The 25379-nt window shown below is 62.7% G+C and carries 26 protein-coding genes and 4 tRNA genes; 24 read left to right on the top strand and 6 right to left on the bottom strand.

The window, feature by feature from the left end; all coding sequences use genetic code 11:
• Positions 1–19: 19 nt before the first annotated feature.
• The 3 genes from B058_RS0112800 to ccoS are packed head-to-tail and all read left to right on the top strand — an operon-like array spanning position 20 to position 2500.
• A complete protein-coding gene (locus tag B058_RS0112800) occupies positions 20–1543 on the top strand; it encodes a 4Fe-4S dicluster domain-containing protein (protein WP_040724483.1) in 1524 nt (507 codons plus the stop codon).
• Positions 1536–2312 (top strand): FixH family protein, encoded by a 777-nt coding sequence (locus B058_RS0112795; protein ID WP_245539308.1) that lies wholly within the window; start codon positions 1536–1538, stop codon positions 2310–2312. Before B058_RS0112800 ends, B058_RS0112795 begins: the two co-directional genes overlap by 8 nt.
• A complete protein-coding gene (gene ccoS / locus B058_RS0112790; protein WP_018508881.1) occupies positions 2309–2500 on the top strand; it encodes a cbb3-type cytochrome oxidase assembly protein CcoS in 192 nt (63 codons plus the stop codon). Before B058_RS0112795 ends, ccoS begins: the two co-directional genes overlap by 4 nt.
• Before the next feature lie 247 nt (positions 2501–2747).
• Here ccoS and rpoH read toward each other — a convergent pair whose 3' ends face one another.
• The 4 genes from rpoH to ftsY all read right to left on the bottom strand — a co-directional run bounded on the left by rpoH (position 2748) and on the right by ftsY (position 6270).
• Positions 2748–3593 (bottom strand): RNA polymerase sigma factor RpoH, encoded by an 846-nt coding sequence (rpoH, locus tag B058_RS0112780; protein ID WP_026240900.1) that lies wholly within the window; start codon positions 3591–3593, stop codon positions 2748–2750.
• Positions 3594–3686: 93 nt separating this feature from the next.
• Complete coding sequence (gene ftsX / locus B058_RS0112775) at positions 3687–4583, bottom strand: permease-like cell division protein FtsX (protein WP_245539307.1); 897 nt, start codon at positions 4581–4583, stop codon at positions 3687–3689.
• 8 nt (positions 4584–4591) lie between these two features.
• Positions 4592–5254, bottom strand: coding sequence for a cell division ATP-binding protein FtsE (gene ftsE / locus B058_RS0112770; RefSeq protein ID WP_018508877.1), 663 nt, complete (start codon positions 5252–5254; stop codon positions 4592–4594).
• Complete coding sequence (gene ftsY / locus B058_RS0112765) at positions 5251–6270, bottom strand: signal recognition particle-docking protein FtsY (RefSeq protein WP_018508876.1); 1020 nt, start codon at positions 6268–6270, stop codon at positions 5251–5253. Before ftsY ends, ftsE begins: the two co-directional genes overlap by 4 nt.
• A gap of 95 nt (positions 6271–6365) precedes the next feature.
• On the opposite strand from ftsY, the gene B058_RS0112760 reads away from it, so the two are divergent.
• The 5 genes from B058_RS0112760 to B058_RS0112740 are packed head-to-tail and all read left to right on the top strand — an operon-like array spanning position 6366 to position 10349.
• Positions 6366–7727 carry a M16 family metallopeptidase gene (locus B058_RS0112760; RefSeq protein ID WP_051082122.1) on the top strand — a complete coding sequence of 454 codons (1362 nt, stop codon included), beginning with the start codon at positions 6366–6368 and terminating at the stop codon, positions 7725–7727.
• Complete coding sequence (locus tag B058_RS0112755; RefSeq protein ID WP_026240898.1) at positions 7717–9024, top strand: M16 family metallopeptidase; 1308 nt, start codon at positions 7717–7719, stop codon at positions 9022–9024. Before B058_RS0112760 ends, B058_RS0112755 begins: the two co-directional genes overlap by 11 nt.
• The gene (gene rsmD / locus B058_RS0112750) at positions 9014–9589 is read left to right on the top strand and encodes a 16S rRNA (guanine(966)-N(2))-methyltransferase RsmD (protein ID WP_026240897.1); all 576 of its coding nucleotides are present in this window, start codon (positions 9014–9016) and stop codon (positions 9587–9589) included. Before B058_RS0112755 ends, rsmD begins: the two co-directional genes overlap by 11 nt.
• A 7-nt stretch (positions 9590–9596) precedes the next feature.
• On the top strand, positions 9597–10079 hold the full coding sequence (gene coaD / locus B058_RS0112745) for a pantetheine-phosphate adenylyltransferase (RefSeq protein ID WP_018508872.1): 483 nt from the start codon (positions 9597–9599) through the stop codon (positions 10077–10079).
• Between the two features lie 18 nt (positions 10080–10097).
• Complete coding sequence (locus B058_RS0112740; protein WP_026240896.1) at positions 10098–10349, top strand: YfhL family 4Fe-4S dicluster ferredoxin; 252 nt, start codon at positions 10098–10100, stop codon at positions 10347–10349.
• 4 nt (positions 10350–10353) lie between these two features.
• Here B058_RS0112740 and B058_RS0112735 read toward each other — a convergent pair whose 3' ends face one another.
• Both B058_RS0112735 and mutM read right to left on the bottom strand, forming a co-directional pair.
• Positions 10354–12318 carry a dynamin family protein gene (locus tag B058_RS0112735; RefSeq protein ID WP_018508870.1) on the bottom strand — a complete coding sequence of 655 codons (1965 nt, stop codon included), beginning with the start codon at positions 12316–12318 and terminating at the stop codon, positions 10354–10356.
• A gap of 73 nt (positions 12319–12391) precedes the next feature.
• Positions 12392–13204 (bottom strand): bifunctional DNA-formamidopyrimidine glycosylase/DNA-(apurinic or apyrimidinic site) lyase, encoded by an 813-nt coding sequence (gene mutM / locus B058_RS0112730; RefSeq protein ID WP_018508869.1) that lies wholly within the window; start codon positions 13202–13204, stop codon positions 12392–12394.
• 147 nt (positions 13205–13351) lie between these two features.
• Between mutM and B058_RS16965 the strand changes: the two genes are divergently transcribed.
• The 16 genes from B058_RS16965 to B058_RS17320 form a co-directional block, all read left to right on the top strand.
• Positions 13352–14734: a TolC family protein gene (locus tag B058_RS16965; protein ID WP_157265867.1), complete on the top strand. Its 1383-nt coding sequence runs from the start codon at positions 13352–13354 to the stop codon at positions 14732–14734.
• Entirely contained in the window at positions 14731–15855 is a 1125-nt protein-coding gene (locus B058_RS0112720) for an efflux RND transporter periplasmic adaptor subunit (protein ID WP_018508867.1), read from the top strand. Before B058_RS16965 ends, B058_RS0112720 begins: the two co-directional genes overlap by 4 nt.
• Positions 15855–16568 carry an ABC transporter ATP-binding protein gene (locus B058_RS0112715; protein ID WP_018508866.1) on the top strand — a complete coding sequence of 238 codons (714 nt, stop codon included), beginning with the start codon at positions 15855–15857 and terminating at the stop codon, positions 16566–16568. Before B058_RS0112720 ends, B058_RS0112715 begins: the two co-directional genes overlap by 1 nt.
• Positions 16565–17788: an ABC transporter permease gene (locus tag B058_RS0112710; protein ID WP_018508865.1), complete on the top strand. Its 1224-nt coding sequence runs from the start codon at positions 16565–16567 to the stop codon at positions 17786–17788. The genes B058_RS0112715 and B058_RS0112710 overlap by 4 nt, the downstream gene beginning before the upstream one ends.
• Before the next feature lie 79 nt (positions 17789–17867).
• Positions 17868–19634, top strand: coding sequence for a tetratricopeptide repeat protein (locus tag B058_RS0112705; RefSeq protein WP_026240894.1), 1767 nt, complete (start codon positions 17868–17870; stop codon positions 19632–19634).
• A complete protein-coding gene (gene lolB / locus B058_RS0112700; RefSeq protein WP_018508863.1) occupies positions 19634–20200 on the top strand; it encodes a lipoprotein insertase outer membrane protein LolB in 567 nt (188 codons plus the stop codon). Before B058_RS0112705 ends, lolB begins: the two co-directional genes overlap by 1 nt.
• Positions 20197–21033, top strand: a complete 837-nt coding sequence (gene ispE, locus B058_RS0112695) for a 4-(cytidine 5'-diphospho)-2-C-methyl-D-erythritol kinase (RefSeq protein ID WP_018508862.1) — start codon at positions 20197–20199, stop codon at positions 21031–21033. The genes lolB and ispE overlap by 4 nt, the downstream gene beginning before the upstream one ends.
• A gap of 17 nt (positions 21034–21050) precedes the next feature.
• Positions 21051–21125, top strand: a tRNA-Gln gene (locus tag B058_RS0112690).
• Between the two features lie 72 nt (positions 21126–21197).
• A complete protein-coding gene (locus tag B058_RS0112685; protein WP_026240893.1) occupies positions 21198–22148 on the top strand; it encodes a ribose-phosphate pyrophosphokinase in 951 nt (316 codons plus the stop codon).
• Positions 22149–22204: 56 nt separating this feature from the next.
• Positions 22205–22825 (top strand): 50S ribosomal protein L25/general stress protein Ctc, encoded by a 621-nt coding sequence (locus B058_RS0112680; RefSeq protein ID WP_018508860.1) that lies wholly within the window; start codon positions 22205–22207, stop codon positions 22823–22825.
• A 40-nt stretch (positions 22826–22865) separates the two neighbouring features.
• Positions 22866–23477, top strand: coding sequence for an aminoacyl-tRNA hydrolase (gene pth, locus B058_RS0112675; protein WP_018508859.1), 612 nt, complete (start codon positions 22866–22868; stop codon positions 23475–23477).
• Complete coding sequence (gene ychF, locus B058_RS0112670; protein ID WP_018508858.1) at positions 23474–24565, top strand: redox-regulated ATPase YchF; 1092 nt, start codon at positions 23474–23476, stop codon at positions 24563–24565. The genes pth and ychF overlap by 4 nt, the downstream gene beginning before the upstream one ends.
• Before the next feature lie 73 nt (positions 24566–24638).
• Positions 24639–24723, top strand: a tRNA-Tyr gene (locus B058_RS0112665).
• A gap of 81 nt (positions 24724–24804) precedes the next feature.
• Positions 24805–24878: transfer RNA gene (locus tag B058_RS0112660), tRNA-Gly, on the top strand.
• A gap of 35 nt (positions 24879–24913) precedes the next feature.
• Positions 24914–24988: transfer RNA gene (locus B058_RS0112655), tRNA-Thr, on the top strand.
• A 115-nt stretch (positions 24989–25103) separates the two neighbouring features.
• Positions 25104–25379 (top strand): GTP-binding protein (locus B058_RS17320; RefSeq protein WP_018507898.1); only part of this gene is annotated, 276 nt, incomplete at its 3' end.

The raw sequence follows: 25379 nt of genomic DNA, 5'->3' as shown, positions 1-25379 counted from the left end.
CGGATCCAATGGCCACACCATGCAAACAGGCTTAGAAGAACAGCTAGGGCTTTACCAGAAGCGTATTCCGATTTTTACCCGCTCGGTGAAGGGGCGGTTTCGTCGTTTCAAGACGACGGTACTGCTGCTGGCGTATGCGATCTATTTTCTGCTGCCGTGGCTGCCGTGGTCGCGGCTCGATGCCCCATCCCAGGCTGTCCTGTTTGATCTGCCGGGACGGCGCTTCCTGATCTTCGGTCTCACGGTCTATCCGCAGGACGTCGTCTGGCTGGCGCTGCTGCTGTTCATCGCTGCCATCCTGCTTTTCTTCGTCACCGGGCTGGTGGGACGCGCGTTTTGCGGATACTTCTGTTTCCAGACGCTGTGGACTGATTTCTTCATCTGGATCGAACATAAAATTCAGGGCGAACGGCCCGCACGTGTGCGTCTCTACCGCCAGCCATGGAATCGTGAAAAGCTGCTCAAGGTCGGCGGCACGCATGCCCTGTGGGTGCTGGCATCGTTCTGGACGGGCATGACATTCGTGATCTACTATGCCTATGCGCCGCAGCTGGTGCTGGACTTTTTCACCGGCCAGGCAGCTGCCGCTGCCTATATCACCGTCAGCATCCTCACGATTTCCACCTACGCCGCGGCCGGGTTGATGCGCGAGCAGATCTGTACCTATGTCTGCCCGTATGGACGCTTCCAGAGCGTGATGTACGAACCCGAAACCCTGGCCGTGCATTACGACGCGAGACGGGGTGAAGGGGCGCATGGGCGAGCCACGGTGCGTGCGGGGCGGGGTATCGTCGTCGAACGGCGTCGCGCGGAAAGCGCCGAGCCGGTAGCGGTCGATCGTCGCCAGGCTAGCCTGAGCGCCGGGGAGCGCGCACTGGCAGAGCGGCACGAAAAAGGTTTGGGCGATTGCGTCGATTGCGGACTGTGCGTGCAGGTATGCCCGACCGGCATCGATATCCGCGACGGGCTCCAATACAAATGCATTTCGTGCGGGCTTTGCATCGATGCCTGCAACACCATCATGGATTCATTCGGCTTCCCCCGGGGCCTGATCCGCTACGACTCGGAAAAGAATCTGGCCGCACCCGAACCGACTGCGCCAAGGGTGGAATGGAAGCGTCTGAAAACCATCGGCTATGGCGCGGCCCTGATTCTGATGAGCGCGTATCTCGCCTACAGCATCGGCACCCGCGGTAGCTACGACCGTGCGGTCAACCAGATTCGGCAGCCCTTGTACGTCGTGTTGTCGAACGGGGACATCCGCAATCGATATCAGGTCCGCATCACCAACAAGGCGGCGCAGGACCAGACCTACGAGATCAGCGCAAGCGGCATACCGGCTGGCGCGCTTGATCTGGGGAGTTTCCGCGAAATCACGATCAAGCCCGGGCACAGCGGGCTCGTTCAGGCCAGCGTGCGTCTGGCGCCTGAACTGGCAGAACACACCCATCATTTCGAACTGCTCATCACGCCGAAAGGCAAACCGGGTGAGGCGCGTTCGGAAACCGTTCGATTTGACAGCCCGAAAGAAGCGCATGATTAATACAGTGATCACCCTGTTTGGCGGGCTGGCCGCTGTGCTCGTCCTGTACGCCATGGGGGGGCTGGTCCGCAGCCTGCCGCCCATCCTGCGGGCGGTGCTGGCGGGCGGCATTCCGCTGGTCGCCTATTTCGTCCTCATCGTCGGCCATTGGCCCGGGCTGGATGTGGTAGCCATCCATATCTCGGTTTTCTTCGCGACCGCACTGGTGCTGTTTGCCCTGACCTTGTTCCGACGGCGTGGCGGCCGCATGCATTGGGCGCCCAAGCTGCTCATGCTTTTCTTTGCGGGACTTACGGTGCTCATGGGAGGATTTCTCTACATCGCAAACAAAGGATTGCCCGAGCCGATCGGGCGCTGGTGGTTGGGTAGCAATGGGGGGCCGGTGTATAGCGGATTCTCAGGCGTCGTTCCCCACAATCAGGAGGCGGCCACGGCGATTTCGTCGGAGCTCTCCAAGGCGCACCGTGAGGCCGAGCTGGGCTGGGACGTTGACGTCAGTGGCCTGGACGGCGCCGAATCCGTCCGGACGATCCGAGTCCGCGTCCGGAATCACACCGGCTTGCCGGTCGACCGCGTCGTAGCCGAGTTGCGCTTGTATCGTCCCGGCGCCATCCAGGCCACGCTCACTGTTCCGTTGCCGGAGCTTGATGCAGGCGTGTATGGCGGCGTGCTGCGGGTGCCTGCGAGCGGCCGCTGGCTGGCCGAACTCCGCCTTTCGCGGCAAAACACGCTGCATTATCAGCATACGCAGGAGTTGGTGATGCCATGAACAGCACCCTGGGGTTCTTGTTCTTGCTATCCGGCATATTCGTGTTGCTGATCGCCCTCGGCGTGTTCTGGTCGATCAAAAGCGGCCAGTTCGACGATCTGGAAGGGCCTGCCGAACGTATTCTGATGGACGACGATGATCCCCTGCTTCCTACGCGCCGCCCGAGCGGCAAGCACGAGGATTCATAGGGCAATAAAGAGCGAACACGTACCCAAAACGGCGCAAGTCAATTAAAATTCACCAACTTTAATGGAGCACGCACAATGAAACAGCTTTTGACTTTTCAAGGTTTTCCCATGGTCGTGGTAACGGGATTGATCGTCTGGGCCTGGATCAGCATTTTTTCGGTACTGATCGGCTCGTTTTTCTGATCAACCATTCCCCAATGACAAGGCCCCGCAATTGCGGGGCCTTGTCATTGGGGAAAGGCAAACCTTATGCGGGAATCGCGGCGCGCATTTTCTGCAGGGCACGCGCTTCGATCTGGCGGATGCGTTCAGCAGAGATGCCATATTCAGCAGCCAGTTCGTGCAGCGTGGCGGTCTCACCCTCGGTCAGCCAGCGTGCCTGGATAATGTGGCGGCTGCGTTCGTCAAGATCTTCCAGTGCGTTGGCCAGCCCTTTGTGCCGCAATTGTTCGGTCTGCTCGCGTTCCAGCAACTGGGCAGGGTTTTCGTCCGGGCTCGCCAGATAGGCAAGTGGGCTGTAGCTTTCCTCGCCATCGTCCATGGTCGGGTCGATCGACACATCGTGCCCCGACAGGCGCGTTTCCATCTCCAGTACGTCCTTGCGGCTGACATTGAGTTCGCGGGCCATGGCGTCGGCTTCCTTGAGCGTCAAGGCATTGAGCGACTGTTTCAGGCTGCGCAGGTTGAAGAACAGCTTGCGCTGCGCCTTGGTGGTCGCCACCTTGACCAGACGCCAGTTCTTCAGGACATATTCGTGGATTTCGGCGCGGATCCAGTGCAGCGCGAACGACACCAGACGCACGCCCCGGTCCGGGTCGAAGCGTTTCACGGCTTTCATCAGGCCGACATTGCCTTCCTGGATGAGATCGGCGTGCGGCAGGCCGTAGCCGAGGTAGTGCCGCGCCACGCTCACGACCACGCGGAGATGCGAGACAACCAACTGACGGGCGGCTTCGACATCCTGCTTGTCGTGCCAGGCACGCGCAAACTTCTGCTCATCCTCCAGACTGAGCATGGGATAGCGGTTGACGGTCTGAATATAGCTATCCAGGCTATAAGCCGCGGGAATGGGTAAAGACATCGATTGATTCATGCGTGTAAAACCCCCTTTTAAACATTTTAGCACTCTCATCCTAAGAGTGCTAAGGCCGGGCTGGGTTCCCCGGCGTGGGAAAACAAGGGGAAATCAGCGTGTCGCTTCGACCTGATGCAGGCTCCGCGTCACCGAGAGCCAGGCGCCTAGCCAGCCGAATAGCGTGGTCAGTCCAAGCACCATGGCGATTTCGGCCCCGTCCGGTGGAAGCAGATGAAATGTCGACCCATAAAGGACCGCCAGATGTTCGACCGGCTCACGCAGGATTGTGCCCGCCACCGCCAGCACGCCACCGGCTGCAAGTCCGCCGAACAAGCCTTGTAGCGCGCCCAGGTAGAGGAACGGGCGGCGGATATGGCGGTCAGTGGCGCCGATCAAGCGACTGACCAGGATTTCGTCGCGCCGGGCCAGCACCTGGGCACGGATGGCATTGCCCGAGATGGCGATCAAGGCAATGGCAAACAATCCAGCCAGCAGCCAGACCCCAGTATGTCCGATGGCGAGCGCGGCCTGCAGGCGCTCTGCCCATTGGCTGTCGAGATGGGTTTCGGCGATCCCCGGCATTTTGCGCAGACCGTCGGAAATACGTACCAGCGCGTCGCGTGACGTGGCCTGGGGCCGCACGATCCAGGCGTCCGGCAACGGGTTCTCCGTCAGGCCGGCCGTGATGTCAGCCAGATCCTGTGAAGCGCTCAGGGTGGCCAGCGCCTCGTCCTTGGGTACGAAGCGGGCTTGGGCAATATCGGGCTGCTTGAGCCGAGTGGCGATGGCCTGTTTTTGTTCGGGAGACGCTCCAGCGTCAAGAAACAGGCTGATCTCCGGCTGCGCCGGCAGTTCGCCTGCCACTCGGCTGAGATTCTCCAGTCCCAGATACAGCCCGCTGGGCAGGCTGATCGCCACGCCCATGGCCAGCGCGGTCAGCAGTGCCGTGAACGCCTGGATACGCAGCCGATGCAAGGCGGTGCCGAGCGCGTGTTTGTGGTGGCGCATCCAGCCGATCATGCCGGCACCTCGCCGATTCTGCCGTGATCCAGATGCAGCGTGCGTCCGCCCAGCGCCGTGATGGCGCGTTCGTCGTGAGTGGCGATCACCAGGGTAGTGCCGACCTGATGGAAATCGCGGAACATGGCCATGATGTCAGCTGCGTAGCCGGCGTCGAGGTTGCCGGTCGGTTCGTCGGCCAGCAACAGCGCGGGGCGGGAGACCAGCGCGCGGGCGATGCACAGGCGCTGCTGCTCGCCGCCCGACAGGCTGACGGGATTGGCCTTCTCGCGGTTGAGCAGGCCGACCTTGTCGATCACCGCACGGGCGCGTTTGAGCGACTCGCGACGGTCGAAGCCGGCGATGTCGAGCGGCAGCACCACGTTGTCGATCACGCTGCGGTCGAACAGCAGCTTGTGATCCTGGAACACCAGGCCGATATTGCGGCGCAGATAGGGCACCGCACGGCGCGACAGGCGGCTGACATTCTGGCCGCTGACCGACACCACGCCGCTGGTGGGGCGCTCGATGGCGGCGATGAGCTTCAGCAGGGTGCTCTTGCCGGCGCCGGAATGGCCGGTCAGGAAAACCAGTTCGCCCTGCTCGATGGCAAGGCTGACGTTGGACAGGGCCTCATGGCCGCCGGGGTAGCGTTTGGTGACCTGGTTGAAGCTGATCATGCAGTAAACACCGCCTCGACGAATTCGCGCGCATCGAAGGGGCGCAGGTCGTCCACGGTCTCGCCGACGCCGATATAACGGACCGGGATCGACCGCGGCCGTGCTAAACAAGCGTGGGCGATCGCGGCGATGGCGCCGCCCTTGGCGGTACCGTCGAGCTTGGTCAGCACCAGGCCGGTGACGCCGAGTGCATCGTCGAAGGCCTTGACCTGGGTGACGGCGTTCTGGCCCGTGTTGGCGTCGAGCACCAGCAACACTTCGTGCGGCGCGCCGGGAATCGCTTTCTCGATCACCCGTTTGACCTTCCTGATCTCTTCCATCAGATGGAGCTGCGTCGGCAGGCGGCCCGCGGTGTCGGCCAGCACCACGTCGATGTTGCGCGCGCGCGCGGCCTGGATGGCGTCGAAAATCACCGCGGCGGAATCGCCTTTTTCCTGGCTTACCACCGTCACGTTGTTGCGCTCGCCCCAGACCTGCAACTGTTCGCGCGCGGCTGCGCGGAAGGTGTCGCCGGCCGCCAGCAGCACCGACAGGCCCTGCGACTGGTACAGCTTGGCGAGCTTGCCGATGGTGGTGGTCTTGCCGGCGCCGTTGACGCCCGCCAGCATGAGGATGAAGGGCTTGTGCGGGGTGACGTCGAGTGGTGCCTGCAGCGGGGTCAATAGGTCGACCAGCGCTTGCTTCAGGGCCGCCTGCAGGTCGGAGGCCTCGGTCAGGTTTTCACGTCTGACTTTTTTTTGCAGGGTGTCGAGCAGGGCCTGGGTCGCGTCCACGCCGACATCGGCCGTGATCAGGATGGTCTCGAGTTCCTCGAACAGCTCGGCATCGATTTTGCGGCCGACGCCGAACAGGCCGGCCAGCTGGCCGCCCAGCCGATCGCGGGTCTTGGCGAGACCCTGCTTCAGCCGCTGCGCCCAGCCGGGACGCGACTCAACTGGCAGGGGTGCGGACTCGACCGGCGTGGCAGGCGTGGCCGGTTCGGCAGCAGGCGGTTTGGGCTTGAAGAAACTAAACACGGATAAAGGCAGTCAGCATAGCTGTTTGACGGACGCCTAATCTTATCATTCGGCTACGGCTTATCATTCGGACTCATTCAACAAGAGGTGGAAACATGCTCGGCATGCGGGGAATGCTGCTGGCGCTGCTGATGGTGGGCAGCGCGCAGGCGGCGGTGACGGACGTCACGCTGGACAATGGTATGCGGGTGATCGTACAGGAAGATCATCGGGCACCGGTGATGGTGTCGCAGGTATGGTATCGCGCCGGATCGATGGACGAATTCAACGGTACCACCGGGGTGGCACATGTGCTGGAGCACATGATGTTTCGCGGCACGAATATGGTGCCGCCGGGCGAATTCTCCAAGCGCATTGCCGCCGCGGGCGGGCGCGAGAACGCGTTCACCAACCGCGACCATACGGCGTATTTCCAGCAGATGCAGAAAGACCGGCTGGAGCTGGCGATGCAGTTGGAATCCGACCGCATGGCCAACCTCGTCATCCGCGATGATCTGTTCGCCAAGGAAATGCAGGTGGTGATGGAGGAACGCCGGCTGCGCACCGACGACCAGCCGCAGTCGGTGGTATATGAACGCCTGATGGCGACGGCCTACCAGGAGAGCCCTTATCGCCGTCCCGTCATCGGCTGGATGGACGATCTCCAGCACATGACCGCGCAGGAAGCACGCGATTGGTACGCCCGCTGGTATGTACCGAACAATGCGACCCTCGTAGTGGCCGGCGATGTGAAATCGGACGACGTGATCGCCATGGCGAAGCGGTATTTCGGAGTGATTCCCGCCCGTGTGTTGCCGGTGCGCAAGCCGCAGGACGAGCCCGCGCAGATCGGCGAGAAGCGCGTCGTGGTCAAGGTTCCGGCGAAGGTTCCCTATCTGCTGATGGCCTGGCATGCGCCGATCCTCAAGGACTGGGAAAAGGATACCGCGCCCTATGCGCTGCAGATACTCGCGGGTGTGCTCTCCGGGAACGACTCGGCGCGCCTGCAGAAATCGCTGGTCAAGACGCAGCAGATCGCAGTGAGCACGAGTGCCGGCTACGACGCCGTTTCGCGCGGTCCGGGCATGTTCATGATCGACGCGACGCCAGCGCCGGGCAAGACGGCGGATGAACTCGAAAAAGCCATACGTGGCCAGGTCGAACGTATCCAGCGCGATGGTGTCAGCGAAGCGGAACTCGCCCGGGTGAAGGCGCAAGTCATTGCGGCCGACGTCTACCAGCGCGACTCGTTGTTTTACCAGGCGATGCAACTGGGCGAATACGTGACCGCGGGCCTGCCGCCCGAGGCGCTCGCGCACAGGGTCGACAAATTGCGCGCGGTGAGCGCCGGAGAGGTGCAGGCCGCAGCAAAGCAATGGCTGCAGGATGACCAGTTGAGCGTAGGCATACTCGACCCGCAAGCTTTGCAACCCCAGACGCGCCGCCCAGCGGTGCCGGGAGTCCGCCATGACAATTAAGGCCTTTTGTATCGCGCTATTGCTGAGCCTGCCTCTGTCGGCGCAGGCAGCGTTGGCCATCCAACACTGGCAAACGCCGCACGGCACGCAGGTGATTTTCGTGGAAAGCCATGAATTGCCCATCCTCGACATCTCGGTGGACTTCCCCGCGGGCAGCGCCCGCGATCCAGGCGACCAGGCGGGCCTAGCCCAGCTGACCCACATTCTCCTCGACCAGGGAGCCGGCGGTCTCAGCGATACGGCGATCGCCCATCGCCTGGCCGATGTAGGAGCCGTGCTGGGCGGCACGTTCGACCGCGATCGTGGAGGCGTCACGTTGCGTACCTTGTCGTCCCAGGCCGAGAAGGACGCAGCGCTCGACATTCTGGCGCGCGTGCTGCAACAGCCCGATTTCCCGCAGGCCGTGATCAAGCGCGAGAAACAGCGACTCATTGCCGGTATCCGCGAGGCGGAGGCCGACCCGGGCACCGTGGCCGACAAGGCGTTCTATCGTGCGTTGTATGGCACCCATCCCTATGCCCACGACGAATCAGGCGACCCGGCAGCGATCGCAAAACTGACGCGCGGGGATGTGCAGACGTTCTACCGTACGCACTACAGTGCACCCAATGCCGTGATTTCGCTGATGGGCGATATCTCCCGTGCCGAGGCAGAGGCCATTGCCGCTCGTCTGGCGGGTGGCCTGTCCAGTGCGGCAGCCGTTTCGGCGTTGCCGAAGCCTGAGCCGGCGAGGACAAATGAGCAGCGGATTGCGTTTCCCTCCACGCAAAGTCATGTGTTGGTGGGAGCAGTAGGCGTAGCGCGTAACGCCCCCGATTTCTTTCCGTTATTCGTGGGCAACTATGTGCTGGGCGGCGGCGGCTTCGATTCGCGGCTGATGCGCGAAGTGCGCGACAAGCGTGGCTATGCCTACAGTGCGTATAGCTATTTCCTGCCGATGATGGAGGCCGGCCCCTTCCAGCTCGGCCTGCAGACCAAGTTGGCGCAAACTGACGACGCGCTCAAAGTAGCGCAGGCCACGCTGCGGCAGTTCATCGCCGACGGCCCCAGCGAGGCGGAACTGAAGCAGGCCAAGGACAACCTCACCGGCGGCTTTCCTTTGCGTATCGACAGCAACAAGAAGATTCTCGAATACCTGTCGCTGATGGGCTTCTACAAGCTGCCTCTGGATTATCTGGATACCTGGGTCGACAAAATCAATGCAGTTGATGTGGTGACCGTGAAACAGGCGTTTGCCCGTCACATCGATCCCGACAAGCTGGTGACGGTCATCGTGGGAGGAGAGAGTGCTCGCTAAGCGCGCCGCACCCCAGCGGGCGCACGGCGCGTCCAACCGGGTGCGTATCATCGGCGGGCAATACCGCCGCCGCCTGCTCGATTTCCCCGATGGCGCGGGTTTGCGCCCGACGCCCGACCGCGTGCGCGAGACGCTGTTCAATTGGCTGGGCCAGGATCTGCCGGGATGGACATGTCTGGACCTGTTTGCCGGCAGCGGCGCGCTCGGCTTCGAGGCGGCCTCGCGTGGGGCGGGACGAGTCGTCATGATCGAACGCGATCTCAAGGCCGGCGGTGCGCTGGAAATGAACCGTGCGGCGCTCGGAGTGAACCAGGTCGAGATCCTCCGCGCCGACGCGCTGGCGTGGCTGGCGAACAACCGCGAGACGTTCGACCTGATTTTCGTCGATCCGCCGTTCGACAGCGGCCTGGCCGGGACGGTGCTGGCCGATCTGGCGCGCCATCTCAAGCCCGGCGGACATGCCTATATCGAACAGGAGACGGCAGTCGTGGCGCCTCCGGGGTTTATCATCCACCGCAGCGGACGCGCGGGGCGTTCGCATTTCGCGCTACTGATCAAGGAATGATGAATCCATGCTGACTGCCGTCTATCCCGGTACCTTCGACCCCATCACACGCGGCCACGAGGATCTGGTTCGGCGTGCGGTGCGGCTGTTCGACTGCGTCATCGTCGCGGTGGCCGAATCGCGCAACAAGCGGCCTTTCTTCACCATGGAGGAGCGGGTGGCGATGACGCGCGACGTGCTGGCCGATGTTCCGCAGGTGCGGGTCGAAGGGTTTTCCGGTCTCCTGATCGATTTTGTCGCCGAACAGGGCGCGATCGCAGTACTGCGGGGGCTGCGCGCGGCGTCCGACTTTGAATACGAATTCCAGCTGGCGGGCATGAACCGCAATCTCAAGCCTGACATCGAAACCTTGTTTCTCACACCATCGGATCAATACATGTTCATCTCGGCCAGCATGATCCGCGAGATCGCGCAACTGGGCGGCGACGTCACGCCTTTCGTCCACCCATTGGTGGCGCGGCGATTAAGTGAGAAAATAAGAAAAAACTGATATGACTCGGAGAATGACATGTCAATGATGATCACGGACGAATGCATCAATTGCGACGTCTGTCTGCCTGAATGCCCCAACGACGCCATTTCGCAGGGCGACGAGATTTACATCATCGATCCCAACAAGTGCACCGAATGCGTCGGTCATTTCGATACGCCGCAGTGTGTCGAGGTGTGCCCGGTCGATTGCATTCCGCTCAATCCGGATTACCCGGAAACCAAGGAACAACTGCAGGAGAAATTCCTGCGTCTGACCGCCAGCAAGTAATCGCTCAGGCCGTTCTGGCCAGAGCGGGTTTGTTTAGCTCATCTGCCAGGGCATCGGCGATGCGCAGGTTGATGCGTGCCAGGTTGTCCAGCTGGTCGCTCACGGTTCCGATCGAGGCTTCCAGTTCGGCAATGCGTTCGTCCAGCGTCTCGGTCGCGGCATGGATGCGGCTGACGCTTTCCAGGCGACGTTTCAGTTGAAGCTTGTGTTCGCGCACCTGGGTTTCCATGGGTGCAATCAGGGCCTTCAGCCACGATTCGGTTTCGCTGTTGGCCAGTTCGAATACCTGGACCACCTTGCTTGCCAGCGTCTCGAAAAAGCGCGCGGTCAGCTGGCTCTGGCCTACCGTCAGCATCTTGAACACGGTGTTGAAGCGATCGTCGAAGATGCGTTCCAGCCGTGCCATTTCCTTGCGATATTTGTGCAGGCTGTGATCGGGCGGGTTGACCGCTGCCAGACCGTGTTCGTCGCTGAATTTCTGGTACATCGCCGTCATCATGGCGCGGATTTCCTTGATAGTCTCTGCCGACGCATCCAGGTTGCCGTCCACTTGGCGGAAAAAATGGCTCATCGCCTCGCGTAGTCCCACGCTGAAATGGCTTTTTTCCATCGCCTGCCGGGTATGACGGACCTCGTTGCGTAGCGCCTCCATGCCCAGCCGCTGCCTCAGCGCCTCGACCTGCGTCGCGAATACATTGCGCAAGGCATTGAACTGCTCCAGGCCGCGCTCGAACTGCTGCTTGTCCTCGTTGGCCTTGACCATCATGTGCTGGATGACGTCGCGGTTCTTGCCGCGCAGACCCTGCAGTTCGTCGACCTGATCCTGGATCGTGGCGAGCCGGGTTTCCAATAGCTCGGTGGTCTTGATCACCACGTCTTCCACTGCAGCCTGTGACGATTCGCTGACCAATGCCTGCTTGCAAGGAATGAGCTCCTGCGTCAGGGCCGCTTCCAACCCAGGCAGACGGCTTTTTTCCAGCAGGGCGCCGTCGTTGCGAATCTTGGCAACCAGCGCTTTCTGTGCCGATACAGGATAGACCTGGCTTGGTGGCAGGCCGAGCAAGACTGCGCTGCTGGCGACTTGTTTGGCGATTTCAGCGTCGATTTGCGCTTCCGTCTTCAGTTCGTCCCACAGGCCGTCGATCTTGTTCAGCACCACCAGCCGCGCGCGGCTGGTCCCTTGCACCGGCGCAATGTACTGACGCCAGATCTCGATGTCCGACCTGGTGACGCCGGTATCGGCGGCTAGCAGGAACAGCACCGCATGGGCGTTGGGGAGCATGTTGAGCGTCAGTTCGGGCTCGGTACCGATGGCATTCAGGCCCGGCGTGTCGAGGATGACCAATCCCTGCTTCAGCAGTGGGTGAGGAAAATTGATCAGCGCATGGCGCCAGCGCGGAATTGCGATGCTGCCGTCGCGCTCCAGGCTGCGTGCGGTTTCCTCGTCGTCGGGATTGATCAGGCCGAACGCTTCGGCAGTGGCGGCGTCGACATCGAGCGTGTCGGCCAGCCGCATCAGCGTTGCGCTCATCTCCTCGGCTGAATCGAGGTTGAGCGGGAATTCGGTCCAGGCATCCGCGTCGCGTTTGAAGTCGACAATGCTGCCCTCGCGGGTCTTGGTGTCGATCGGCAGCAGACGCAACGAAGGGCGATGCAACGGGTCGAAAAACAGCTCGGTGGGGCACATGGTCGTGCGCCCTGCAGACGACGGCAGCACGCGCTGCCGGTAGTCCGAAAAGAAGATCGCGTTGATGAGTTCGGACTTGCCGCGCGAGAATTCGGCAACGAAGGCCACGTTCAGCTTGTCTTCCTGCAGGCGGCCGAGCAGCTGATTCAACCGCATCTCGGATTCGGCGTCGCTCAGTTCCTGGGCGTCGAGCCAGTCACGCAACGCTTCGACGCGCACATACACGGCTTCGCGCCAAGTGCTGTAGTGCTCGAATTCGTCAACCAGGGTGGTGGATTGCATGGGGCCAGTCAGAGATAAGGCATTGTCATTTAACGACATATTAATGACAAAACTTGATTCTGTGCCTGCCAGATCAACGCTGGCAGGTGGAGCAGTAGAAGCTTGCGCGCTGACCTTGCACGATGCGGCGGATCGGGTTGCTGCACGTCTTGCACGGCAGGCCTTCGCGGTCGTACACGCGTGTTTGCAACTGAAAATAACCCAGCTCGCCGTCGCTCGCGACGTAATCGCGCAGCGAACTGCCGCCCGCGGCAATGGCGGCTGTCAGCACCTGTTTGATTGCGGTGACCAACCGGGCGCAGGCCGGGCGGCTGAGACGACGCGCAGCGGTCGCCGGGCGGATGCCGGCATGGAACAGCGACTCGGAGGCGTAGATATTACCGACACCCACTACTACCTGTGCATCCATGATGACCTGCTTGATCGCGGCGTTGCGGCGTTGGCACTGCGCGTGCATGTAGGCGGCGTCGAACGCCGGCGTCAGCGGTTCCGGTCCCAGATGGACGAGCAACGGGTGCCGCGTCACGTCGTCGGTCCATAGCACGGCACCGAAGCGGCGCGGGTCACGCAATCGCAGCGTGCTGCCGTCGTCGAACAGCCAGTCGACGTGATCGTGCAGGGCGGCAGGCTCGTCAGGCCCGGCCAGGCGCAGGCTGCCCGACATGCCCAGGTGGACGATCTGGGTGGCGGCACCAAAATCGAACAGCAGGTATTTCCCGCGCCGGTCGAGCCCCTTGAGTGTCAGCCCGCCCAGCCGCGTTTCCAGATCGGCTGGCACCGGCCAGCGCAGGCGCGGATTGCGCACCACGATGCGCGTGAGCGTGCGATGCTGCAGGCGGGGCAGCAATCCCAAGCGGGTGGTTTCGACTTCGGGTAATTCGGGCATGGCGTGGGCGGAAGGGGTCGACGGTAAAGGGACAGAGACGTTTCGGGGAAGCGCTGATGCCCTGCGATAGTTTGTCCCCGCAAATGGGAACTGAACCGATACACTGGCATTCTATATAACGCGCTTTTACCCCAGAACCCCCTTACTTTGAATGCACGATTTTCTCTGCTGCTGGTGATGTTGGTCAGCAGCGCGGCTTCGGCTGCGGATCCCTTCGGGGTACTCGACCGGGTGCCGCCGTCGCCGATGGCCGAACTGCGCCCGGCAGCGGTATGCGATACGGCTGTTCCGACCGGCCCGATTACGCTGGCACGCGCGGTCGAGCGCGCCCTGTGCGCCAATCCGGCCACCCGCACCGCCTGGCTCACGGCGCGGCTGCGCGCCGCCGAACTGGGGCAGGCATACAGCGCCTATCTGCCCAGCCTGTCGGTCAGCGGCAGTGTGTCCCGCACCGGGGACCGCATGCCGCCGAACGATCGCAACGCCTGGCAACTGGGGCTGGACGCACAATACCTGCTGTACGACTTCGGGGGCCGTGCGGCCCAGCGCGATGCCGCCGAGGCATTGCTGGCGGCGGCACGTGCCAGCCAGGACGACAGTGTGCGCCAGCTCTATCTGCAGACGGTCACCGCCTATTTCAATCTGCTGACCGCACAGGGTGCGGCCAGCGTCGCGCGCGAGGCCGAGGCTTCGGCGCTTGCCGCATTCAAGGCCGCCACCGCACGGGTGGCTGTGGGGACGGCCATTCCATTGGATCGGCTGCAGGCGAAAACTGTGTATACCCAGCGCCAGATCGAGCGGATCCGTGCCGAGGGCGAGGCCGCGCGGATGCAGGGCGAGCTGGCTGCGCTGATGGGCGATACCCGGCAAACCGGCTTCAGCGTCATCGACAGCGAGGCGGCGTTCAGCCAGACGCCGGACCTGAGCGCGGCAGTGGATGGTTTGATCGAAGCCGCACGCAGCCGTCGGCCGGATCTGCGTGCGGCGGAGGCCACGGTGCTTGCCCAGCAGGCTGGTGTGCGTAGCGCCGAGGCAGCCGGCAAGCCCAGCTTCTCGGCTTTCTATGGCGCGCAACGGCTGGACAACGGTTCCCTGGCGGCGACCAGCTCCAGCGTGGGGATCAATCTGACCATTCCGCTCTTCACCGGCTATCGCAACACCTATCAGGTCGCCGCGGCGCAAACCCAGGCCGGCCTGGCCGCAGCGGAACGCGACCGGGTGGCCAACCAGGTGGCGCTGGACGTGTGGCGCGCCTATTACAGCGTGAAGAGCGAGACCGAAGCGGACAGCCGCAGCGCCGATCTGGTGGAAAGCGCGGCCGCGGCCGAGAAACTCGCGCTGGGACGGTACCAGGCAGGGCTTGGCATCCTGCTCGATGTATTGAGCGCGCAGGCCAATCTGGCCCAGGCGCGCCAGACCCAGTTGCAGACGCGGCTGGGCTTGCGGGTGGCACGGGCGCAGCTGGCGCAGGCCATTGGGGATTTGAGTTGGGACTGGTTGGAACCGGCGCAGCAGGAAGGAAAGCGATGAAAAAAACAGGGATGCTTGTACTGCTGGTCATGGTGATTGCAGCGGCCGCGTGGTGGTGGAACGGCAAGAGTAAGCCTGCCGAACCGCAATACCGGACGGTGACTGTGGATCGCGGCGACATTGCGGCCGAAGTGTCGGCCAATGGCACGCTCAACCCGGTCACACTGGTCAACGTGGGCACCCAGGTCTCGGGAACGGTGCGGCGCATCGATGCCGACTTCAATCAGCAGGTGAAAGCAGGGCAGGTGCTGGCCGAGCTCGACCCGGCGCTGTTCAAGGCGGCGCTCGCGCAAAGCACGGCCAATCTCGCCAACGCCCAGGCACAACTCGATCTGGCCGAGGCCAACGCAGCGCGCATGCAGACGCTGTTCAAGCAGGAATACGTGTCGCAGCAGGAGCTCGACCAGACGCTGGCGGCCCGCGCCCAGGCCGCGGCGCAGGTGCGGCTGGCGCGCGCGCAGGTGACGCGCGACCAGACCAATCTCGGCTTTTCGATCATCCGTTCGCCGGTCGACGGCACCGTGATCAACCGCCAGGTCGACGTCGGCCAGACCGTCGCGGCGAGCTTCCAGACACCGACGCTATTCCAGATCGGCAAGGATCTGACGCAGATGCAGATCGACTCAACCGTGTCGGAAGCCGATATCGGGCAGATCAAGGTGGGGCAACCGGTCAAGTTCCGCGTCGACGCGTTTCCCGATACCGAATACACCGGTGCGGTGCGGCAGGTCCGATTGAATGCCACGACCGCGCAGAACGTCGTGACCTACAACGTGGTGGTAAATGTCGCCAATCCTGATCTGGCGCTGATGCCAGGGATGACGGCCAACCTGCGCGTGCTGGTCGAGACGCGGCCGGACGTGCTGCGGGTGCCGACGACGGCGCTGCGTTTCCGCCCTCAGGCGGGCAACGTCGTCGAGGGCGCCGGCAAGCCGCGCGGCGCGGCGGTGTATCGGTTGGTCGACGGCAAGCCGGAGCGGGTGACGGTGAAGACTGGCATCAGCGACAAGGCCTTTACGCAAATCGTCGCCGGCAAGCTGAAGCAGGGGGATGTGGTGATCGTGGCCGATCTGGCAGCCAAGAAAGACAATGCCAGTACGTCGCGCGGACGCCTGTTCTGATGACGACACCCGGGGCGCCCCTGATCGAGGTGGAGAATCTCGAAAAGGACTACCCGACCGGTGCCGGCGTATTCCAGGCGCTGCGCGGCGTGAGCCTGCGCATCGCCGAGGGCGAGTTCGTCGCCATCATGGGCGCGTCGGGCTCGGGCAAGAGCACTTTCATGAATCTGCTCGGCTGCCTCGACCGGCCCACCCGCGGCAGCTACCACCTCGACGGGCAGGATGTCGGCCGTTTGTCTTCGGATCAGTTGGCCGCCTTGCGCAACCGTGAAATCGGCTTCGTGTTTCAGGGGTTCAACCTGTTGCCCAAGCTGACCGCGCTCGACAACGTCGCGCTGCCGCTGATGTATGCCGGCATAGGGCGCGAGGCGCGCCGCCGGCAGGCACAGGCCATGCTCGAGCGGGTGGGACTGGGCGAGCGTTCGCACCATACTCCGTTGCAACTGTCAGGCGGCCAACAGCAGCGGGTGGCGATCGCCCGCGCGCTGGCTACGCGTCCGCGCATCATTTTTGCCGACGAGCCGACTGGCAATCTCGACAGCGAAACCAGCCGCCAGGTGATGGATCTTTTCAGCCAGCTCAACCGCGAAGAAGGCATCACATTGGTTCTGGTGACACACGAGGCCGACATCGCCGCCTATGCGCGTCGATGCATCCGTTTCCAGGATGGCCGGGTGATCGAGGACGTGGCACAGGCTGAGGTCGCTGCATGATTTTCACCAGCCTCTTCGAGACCGCCTGGCATGCGCTCACCACGCACCGCATGCGCAGCTTCCTCACTATGCTCGGCATGGTCATCGGCGTGGCGGCCGTCATTCTCATGCTGGCGATCGGCCAGGGTGCACAGGCAATGGTGCGCAGCTCGATCGAGTCGATGGGCAGCAATCTCTTCATCATCATGTCGGGCGCCGTCTCGTCGGGGGGCGCGCGGGTGGCGACCGGCGATGCACCCTCGCTCACCTTCGACGATGCCGACGCCATCCGCGACCTGCCCGACATCATGGCGTCGGCGCCGGTATCGCCCGGTGGCGCCCAGCTGATTTACGGCGGCGTGAACTGGAATACCTCGGTCTACGGCACCACGCCGGACTATGCCGTGGTGCGGAACTGGTCGATGGCGTCGGGCAGTTTCTTCAGCGACGCCGACGTGCGCCGGGGCGCGCGGGTGGCGGTCATCGGTGGCGTGGTGGCGCGCGAACTGTTCGGCGACGAGGATCCCGTCGGCAAGATCATCCGCATCAAGCAGGCGCCGTTCGAGGTGATCGGCGTGCTGGCGTCCAAGGGCCAGAGCCTCGACGGGCGCGACCAGGACGACACCGTGCTGGTGCCGATCAGCAGCGCGCAGCAAAAGATATTCAGCAACACCCTGCGCAACCGCGCCCGCTTCATCATGGTGCAAGCCGTGTCGGAAAAACGCATGGATGCCGCCGAAGCGTCCATCAACGACCTGTTGCGCAGCCGGCATCGGATCGGATTGGGCCAGGATGACGACTTTACCGTGCGCAACCTGACGGCCCTCGCCGAGACCGCCGCCTCGACCACCCGCATCATGAGCCTGCTACTTGGCGCGATCGCCGCCATCTCGCTGGTGGTGGGCGGCATCGGGATCATGAACATCATGCTGGTGTCGGTGACCGAACGTACCCGCGAGATCGGCATCCGCATGGCGATCGGCGCACGCCGCCGCGATGTATTGTGGCAGTTTCTGATCGAGGCGCTGACCCTGTCACTGATCGGTTGCGGAATCGGATTGCTGTTCGGCATCGGCGGCGCCTGGCTGGTCGAGCGGCTGGCCGGGTTGCCGGTAGCGGTCACGCCGGCCTCGGTGCTGATGGCAGTCGGCGTATCTTTCCTGATCGGCGTGTTTTTCGGCTTTTACCCGGCCAGGCGCGCCGCAGGGCTCGATCCCATCGACGCGCTACGGTCGCAATAGAGGGCAAGGTTGAACCTTGCATACAGGCAGGCCTCGAACGCTTAGAATCGTGACAAGCAACCGATCAACAAGGTACAACATGGCATTCCTCAAGACTTTCCCTCTCTACGCAATGCTGGCGCTCGTGGCCGCGTGCAGCCAGCTTGGCGTCAAACCGCCGCCTGACACGCTGGAATCCCAGGCTCGGTTGTCTGCCGAGGCGGTGGCCGAGCCTGCCGTCGACCCGGCAACAGAGGCAGCGGCCAAGGCGCAAGCCGCATTGCCCAAGCAGCCGCTTACGCCGGATATCCTGTTCAAGTTCCTGGTGGCGGAAGTGGCCGGGCAGCGCGGCCAGATCGGCATCGCCCAGTCGACCTACCTCGATCTCGCGCGGGAGACGCACGATCCCCGTATTGCTCGCCGTGCCGCCGAGGTTTCGATGTTCGCCCGTAACCCGACCGGCGCGCTGGAGGCCACGCAGCTGTGGATGACGGCCGAACCGGACTCGGAGTCTGCCCAGCAGACGATGGCGGTACTGCTGCTGAACGAGGGCAAATTCGCCGAGGCCGAGCCCATCCTGCGCGTTCTGCTGAAGAAAGATCCTGCGAATGGCTTTCTGCATCTGACCTCCGTGATAGGGAAAACGCGTGGTTCGCCGGCTGGGCTGGATCTGGTCGAACGGCTGGCTGCGGGCTATCCGGCCTTGCCGGAAGCGCGCTTTGCCGTGGCCCAGGCCGCGGCCAGCGTCGGACGCAACGAGGCGGCGGTCGCCGCCTTGCAGAAGGCCGATGACCTGCGTCCCGGCTGGGAGCCTGCCGCTTTGCTGCGGGCCCAGATACTCGACCAGACATCGCATGCCGACGCGCTCGCGTTCATGCGGACGTTTCTGGCTGCGCATGCCGATGCCCGCGAGGTTCGGCTGGCCTACGCGCGCGTTCTCGTCAGCGCCAACCATTTCGACGAGGCCCGCGCCGAATTCACCCGGCTGACCCGGGATTTTCCGCGCAATGCCGAAGCGAGTTTCGCGGCGGGCCTGTTGTCCCTGCAAATGGGCGATGCCAAGACGGCCCACGATTTTCTGGCGAAAACCCTGGAATACAACCCGCGCGATCCGGATGCCGTGTACTACTACCTGGGACAGGCGGCCGAACAGATGAAACAACCGGAAGCGGCCGGCGCGTATTACGCCGGGGTCAAGACCGGCAATTATCTGGTGCCGGCGCGTGCGCGTCAGGCCGCGCTGCTGGTAGGAGCCGGTCGGCCGGATGAGGCGAGCGCCTTGCTGAAAGCGACCCGGGGCGAGAACGATGCGCAGAATGTGCGGCTGATTCAGGCCCAGGCCGAAGTGCTGCGCGGCAGCAAGCAGTACGCGGCGATCTATGACGTGCTGTCGGAGGGGCTCAAGCGTTACCCCGATTCGGCGGATCTGCTGTATGACCATGCCATGGCGGCCGAGAAACTCGACAAGCTCGATGTGCTGGAGGCGGATTTACGCCGCGTGATCGTGTTGCGTCCCATGGATGCACAAGCCTACAACGCGCTGGGCTACACGCTGGCCGATCGCACCAAGCGCCTTTCCGAAGCCCTCACTCTTCTCGACAAGGCATTGACCTTGTCGCCGGACGATCCTTTCATTCTCGATAGCGTGGGCTGGGCGCAATACCGTTCGGGCAATCTGTCGCGCGCGCAGGAATATCTCGAACGTGCCTTCAAGGCCCGCCCCGACCCCGAAATCGCCGCCCATCTGGGCGAAGTCCTGTGGGCGAGCGGCCAGCGCGACGAAGCGGGCAAGCTCTGGCAAAGCAGCCTGCAGAGTCACCCGCAGAACGAGGTGCTGCTGGAAACGCTGCGCCGTCTCAAGCCTTGATGCGCGCCGCATCTGCGACAGCGCTGCTGGCGCTGCTACTGGGCGGTTGCGCATCGGTTTCCTCCGTTCCTCCTGTCGTCGAGGTGCCTGCCCAGTCCTTCGCCAACTGGACCCTGCAGGGCCGCATCGGCGTGCAGGGCGGCGAGCAGAATCTGTCGGGCCAGATACGCTGGCAGCATCGGGCAGACCGGGACGAGTTGCTGATGACGTCGCCCTTGGGGCAGGGGGTGGCGCGCATCGTGCGCGACGCCGATGGCGTGACGCTCGAAGTCCCCAATCAGCCCACGCGTCACGCCCGCGATGCCGATACCCTGACGCGCGAGGCGCTCGGTTATGTACTGCCGGTCACGGGGCTCACCTGGTGGGTGCAGGCGCGCCCGGCCCCGGGCAGTGCTTTCGAGGCCACGCGTGACGCCTCGGGCCGTCTTGCGCAACTCAGGCAGGATGGCTGGACGATCGATTACCTGCAGTATGCTGCCGATGCGTCTGCGCGCCCGCGCAAGCTGGTGGTGGCGCGCGAAGGCTTGGAAATCCGGCTGGTGGCCGACAGTTGGCAAAACGAATGAGCAGCCACGCCTATCCTGCCCCGGCCAAACTTAACCTGTTCCTGCATGTCATCGGCCGGCGTGCCGACGGCTACCACCTCCTGCAGAGCGTGTTTCGGCTGATCAACCGCAGCGACACCGTGCATCTCGAATTGCGCGACGATGACCGGATCGTGCGTGAAGGCGACCTTCCCGGCGTGTCCGAGGACGATGACCTGACTGTTCGTGCGGCGCGGCTATTACAGGCCTATGCACCTGCCGGAGCGGGCGTGAGTATCCGGCTGGATAAAAATCTGCCGCTGGGCGGCGGCCTGGGCGGCGGCAGTTCGGACGCCGCTACGGTCCTGCTGGCGCTCAATCGCCTGTGGCAGGTTGATTTGTCGCGCAAAACGCTCCAGGAACTGGCACTACGGCTGGGGGCCGACGTGCCCGTGTTCGTGTTCGGGCAGACCGCATTTGCCGAAGGCGTGGGCGAAATCCTGCATGCGGTGAGCGCCCCCCCGGCCTGGTATGTGGTACTGATGCCGCCGGTGCAGGTGCCGACCGCAGCAATTTTTGCCGTACCGGAATTGACACGCAACACGCCACCCCTCAAAATAGCGCCCTTTTCCGCAGGCATGGGTCGTAACGACCTGCAGTCCGTGGTGGTCAGTCGATACCCCGAAGTCGCGCGTCATCTCGAATGGCTGGCGAATTTCGGCGAGGCGCGGATGACCGGTTCGGGGGCCTGCGTATTTGCATCGTTCGGGACGGAAGAAGCGGCGCGCGGCGTGTTGCGCCAACTGCCCGAAACGATGCAGGGTTTTGTGGCGCAGGGGCTCGATCGGCATCCGCTGTACGAGTACTGCGACTGAGCAGCACCCGATTTTATTGGGGAGTCGCCAAGTGGTAAGGCATCGGATTTTGATTCCGACATTCGTAGGTTCGATCCCTACCTCCCCAGCCAGTTAAGCGAACAGCCGCCGGTGGCGGCTGTTTTTGTTGTTGTGTCGGACCAGCCAAATCGCCGGAGACTCGTGTGTCCATAGACAACCTGATGGTGTTCAGCGGAAATGCCAACCCGCGTCTAGCCAGCGACGTGGTACGCCATCTGAACATTCATCTCGGCCGTGCCACGGTGTCGCGGTTTTCCGATGGCGAGGTGATGGTCGAGATACTGGAGAACGTGCGCGGCAAGGACGTGTTCGTACTGCAGTCGACCTGCCAGCCGACCAACGACACCCTGATGGAAGTGATGGTGATGGTCGATGCGCTGAAACGCGCCTCGGCTGCCCGCATCACCGCGGCGATCCCGTATTACGGCTACGCGCGCCAGGACCGGCGCACCCGTTCGGCCCGGGTGGCGATCACCGCCAAGGTGGTGGCCAACATGCTGCAGGGCGTGGGAATCGACCGCTTGCTGACGATGGATCTGCATTCGGACCAGATCCAGGGGTTTTTCGACATTCCGGTCGACAACATCTATTCCAGTCCGATCCTGCTGGGCGATATCTGGAAGCGCAACCACCCGAACCTGATGGTGGTGTCGCCCGACGTGGGCGGGGTGGTGCGGGCACGGGCGATCGCCAAGCGGCTGGAATGCGACCTGGCGATCATCGACAAGCGTCGCCCCAAGCCGAATGTGGCGAAGGTGATGCACATCATCGGCGACGTCAAGGATCGGACCTGCATCATCATGGATGACATGGTCGATACGGCCAATACGCTGTGCGAAGCGGCCAATGCGCTGAAGGAGCATGGCGCCAAGAAGGTGATGGCGTATTGCACGCATGCCGTGCTTTCTGGCAGCGCCGCCGAACGCGTGACGAATTCCGCGATCGACGAACTGGTGGTGACCGATACCATCCCGTTGCGCGACGATGCGCGCGCATGCAAGAAAATCCGGCAGCTGTCGGTGGCTGAATTGCTGGCAGAAACCATCCGCCGCATCAGCAACGAAGATTCTGTCAGTTCGCTCTTCATCGAATAGCGGGCTGGGAATGCCCCTGGTCGCGGGGGCTTTTATAGGTAAATTGGAGAAATACTATGGAAATCGAAGTCATCGCCGCCAAGCGTGAATTGCAAGGTACGGGTGCGAGCCGCCGTCTGCGTCACGCTGGCAAGGTTCCCGGCATCGTCTACGGCGGCACGACCGCTCCGGTACAGATCGAGCTGGATCACAACGCGCTTTACCATGCGCTGCGCAAGGAGGCTTTTCACGCTTCCGTGCTGACGCTGAATGTCGACGGCGCCAAGGAGTCGGTGCTGCTGCGCGATACGCAATGGCACCCCTACCGGCAGCAGGTGCTGCACGTCGACTTCCAGCGTGTCGACAAGACGCACAAAATACACGTCAAGGTCCCGCTGCACTTCCTGAATGCGGATAGCGCCCCTGGCGTTAAAACCGGTGGTGGCAAGGTCAGCCATGTGGTGACCGAAATTGACGTGACCTGCCTGCCGGGTAATCTGCCCGAGTTCATTGCTGTGGACATGGGGGCGCTGGAGATCGGTCATTCCATTCATGCGAATGACCTCGTATTGCCCGAGGGCGTGGAGCTTGTTGCGCATGTACAGCACGAGAATCCCGCAGTGGCGACGGTCACACTGCCCAAGGGTATGAAGTCTGACGAACCCGCGCCTGAGACGCCTGCTGCACCCGCAGCTTGAGTCTTGACGCAACCCGGCTGTGGTTGCGTTGTGAGTCGTCATGATGGCCCCCCGCCTGATTGTCGGCCTCGGTAACCCGGGGCGTGACTACGAAGAAACCCGGCACAATGCCGGGTTTTGGTTTTGCGCGCGTCTCGCGCAGGCGTGGAACATTCCGCTGGCGCATGAATCGCGCTTTCACGGCATTGTCGGGCGCAGTGCGGGAAACATCTGGATGCTGTTGCCGCAGACCTTCATGAACCGTTCCGGCCAGGCGGTCGGCGCGCTGGCGCGTTTTCATCGCATTGCGCCGGGCGAGATCCTGGTGGTGCATGACGAACTCGACATTCCGCCCGGCCAGTTGCGCCTCAAGTTCGGCGGCGGCATGGGCGGGCACAACGGCCTCAAGGACATCACCTCGCATCTGGGCACGCAGGACTACTGGCGGCTGCGTATCGGGATCGGCCACCCGGGCGATCGCAACGAAGTCGTGAACTATGTCCTCAAGCCGCCGCGGCGCGAGGAGCAGGCAGAGATCGACGCGGCCATCGATCGTGCACTCGATCTGGTGCCGTTGATCGAACAAGGCGAGTGGAATGCGGCCACCCAGCGCGCCAATACCAATCCGTCCGTAAAAACCGCCTCAGTCAAACCTAAACTGGAAAACCCATGAGTCTCAAATGCGGCATCGTTGGCTTGCCCAACGTCGGAAAATCCACCCTGTTCAATGCGCTGACCCAGGCGGGCATCGCGGCGGAGAACTATCCTTTCTGCACCATCGAGCCGAACACCGGTGTGGTCGAGGTGCCGGACCCGCGCATCGCGCAGCTGGCCGAGATCATCAAGCCGCAGCGTGTGGTGCCGGCGATCGTCGAGTTCGTCGACATCGCCGGCCTGGTGGCAGGGGCCTCCAAAGGCGAGGGTCTGGGCAACCAGTTTCTCGCCAACATCCGCGAAACGGACGCGATCTGTCACGTGGTGCGCTGTTTTCACAATGAAAACGTGATCCATGTCGCAGGCAAGGTCGATCCGTTGTCGGATGTGGAAACCATTGCCACCGAGCTGGCGCTCGCCGACCTGGCGAGCGCCGAGAAGGCGTTGGCGCGCTACGAGAAGCCGGCGCGTGCTGGCGACAAGGAGGCGCAGAAAATGGTTGCCGCGCTCAAACCCGTGGTGGCCACGTTGAATGAGGGCCGCCCCGCGCGTGCCGCCGGGCTGGATGCGGAGGGGCTGGCAGCGATCAAGCCCCTGTGCCTGATGACGGTCAAGCCTACTTTATATGTAGCCAATGTGAGCGAGGACGGCTTCCACGACAATCCGATGCTGGACGCGCTGAAGGCCTTTGCCGAAAAGGAGGGGGCCCCGGTCGTTCCGGTGTGCGCGGCGCTCGAGGCTGAACTGCAGGAGTTGTCGCCGGAAGATCGCATGGAATATCTGAAGGAACTCGGCTGGGACGAGCCAGGCCTCAATCGCCTGGTTCGCGCGGCCTACGATCTGCTTGGCCTGCAGACCTATTTCACGGCCGGAGTCAAGGAAGTGCGCGCTTGGACCATCCACAAGGGCGACACCGCCCCGCAGGCGGCCGGCGTGATCCATACTGATTTCGAGCGGGGCTTCATTCGGGCACAGACCATTGCGTTCGACGATTTCATTGCCTGCAAGGGCGAGCAAGGGGCGAAGGAAGCGGGCAAGATGCGTGCGGAAGGCAAGGAATATGTCGTCAAGGATGGCGATGTCATGAATTTCCTGTTCAATGTGTGATCTGGACAGGTTTTTGCAGTGAAGGTGTTTGACAGCGCCTCGGGAACCCCCCTATAATCTCGCGCTTCGTTTGGGTGGGGTTCCCGAGCGGTCAAAGGGATCAGACTGTAAATCTGACGGCTCTGCCTTCGAAGGTTCGAATCCTTCCCCCACCACCAGTTTTGAAGTAGGAGCAGGGCGAAGCGGGAGGAGCGTGGTTGTTGACGCTTTAGCGGCTTTACAACCACGGCCCACCCCATGCGGGTGTAGCTCAATGGTAGAGCTGAAGCCTTCCAAGCTTAAGACGAGGGTTCGATTCCCTTCACCCGCTCCAGTTTTTGTGTGGGCTTATTTGGTAGTAAGTCCGAAGCCCATGTAGCTCAGTGGCAGAGCACTCCCTTGGTAAGGGAGAGGTCGGCAGTTCAATCCTGCCCATGGGCACCAGGTTTTGGGTGGTCGCCGTTTGAGGCGGCGTGCCTGTATTTGATTAAAGCGGTAGTCGGGATGTTGGTTGTGATGAGCCGCATCGTTCTTGTGCAAATTTGAGGGGTACTTGGAAATGGCTAAGGAAAAATTCGAGCGGACGAAACCGCACGTAAACGTTGGCACCATTGGACACGTTGACCACGGCAAGACCACCTTGACCGCGGCGATCACCACCATTCTGTCGAAGAAATTTGGCGGGGCTGCCAAGAAGTATGATGAGATTGATTCCTCGCCCGAAGAGAAGGCGCGCGGCATCACCATCAACACCGCCCACGTCGAGTACGAGACCGCCAAGCGTCACTACGCCCACGTTGACTGCCCGGGTCACGCCGACTACGTCAAGAACATG

This window comes from Thiobacillus thioparus DSM 505 (assembly GCF_000373385.1).
Taxonomy (GTDB): Bacteria; Pseudomonadota; Gammaproteobacteria; order Burkholderiales; family Thiobacillaceae; genus Thiobacillus; species Thiobacillus thioparus.
This window is presented reverse-complemented; position numbering and strand designations above follow the sequence as displayed.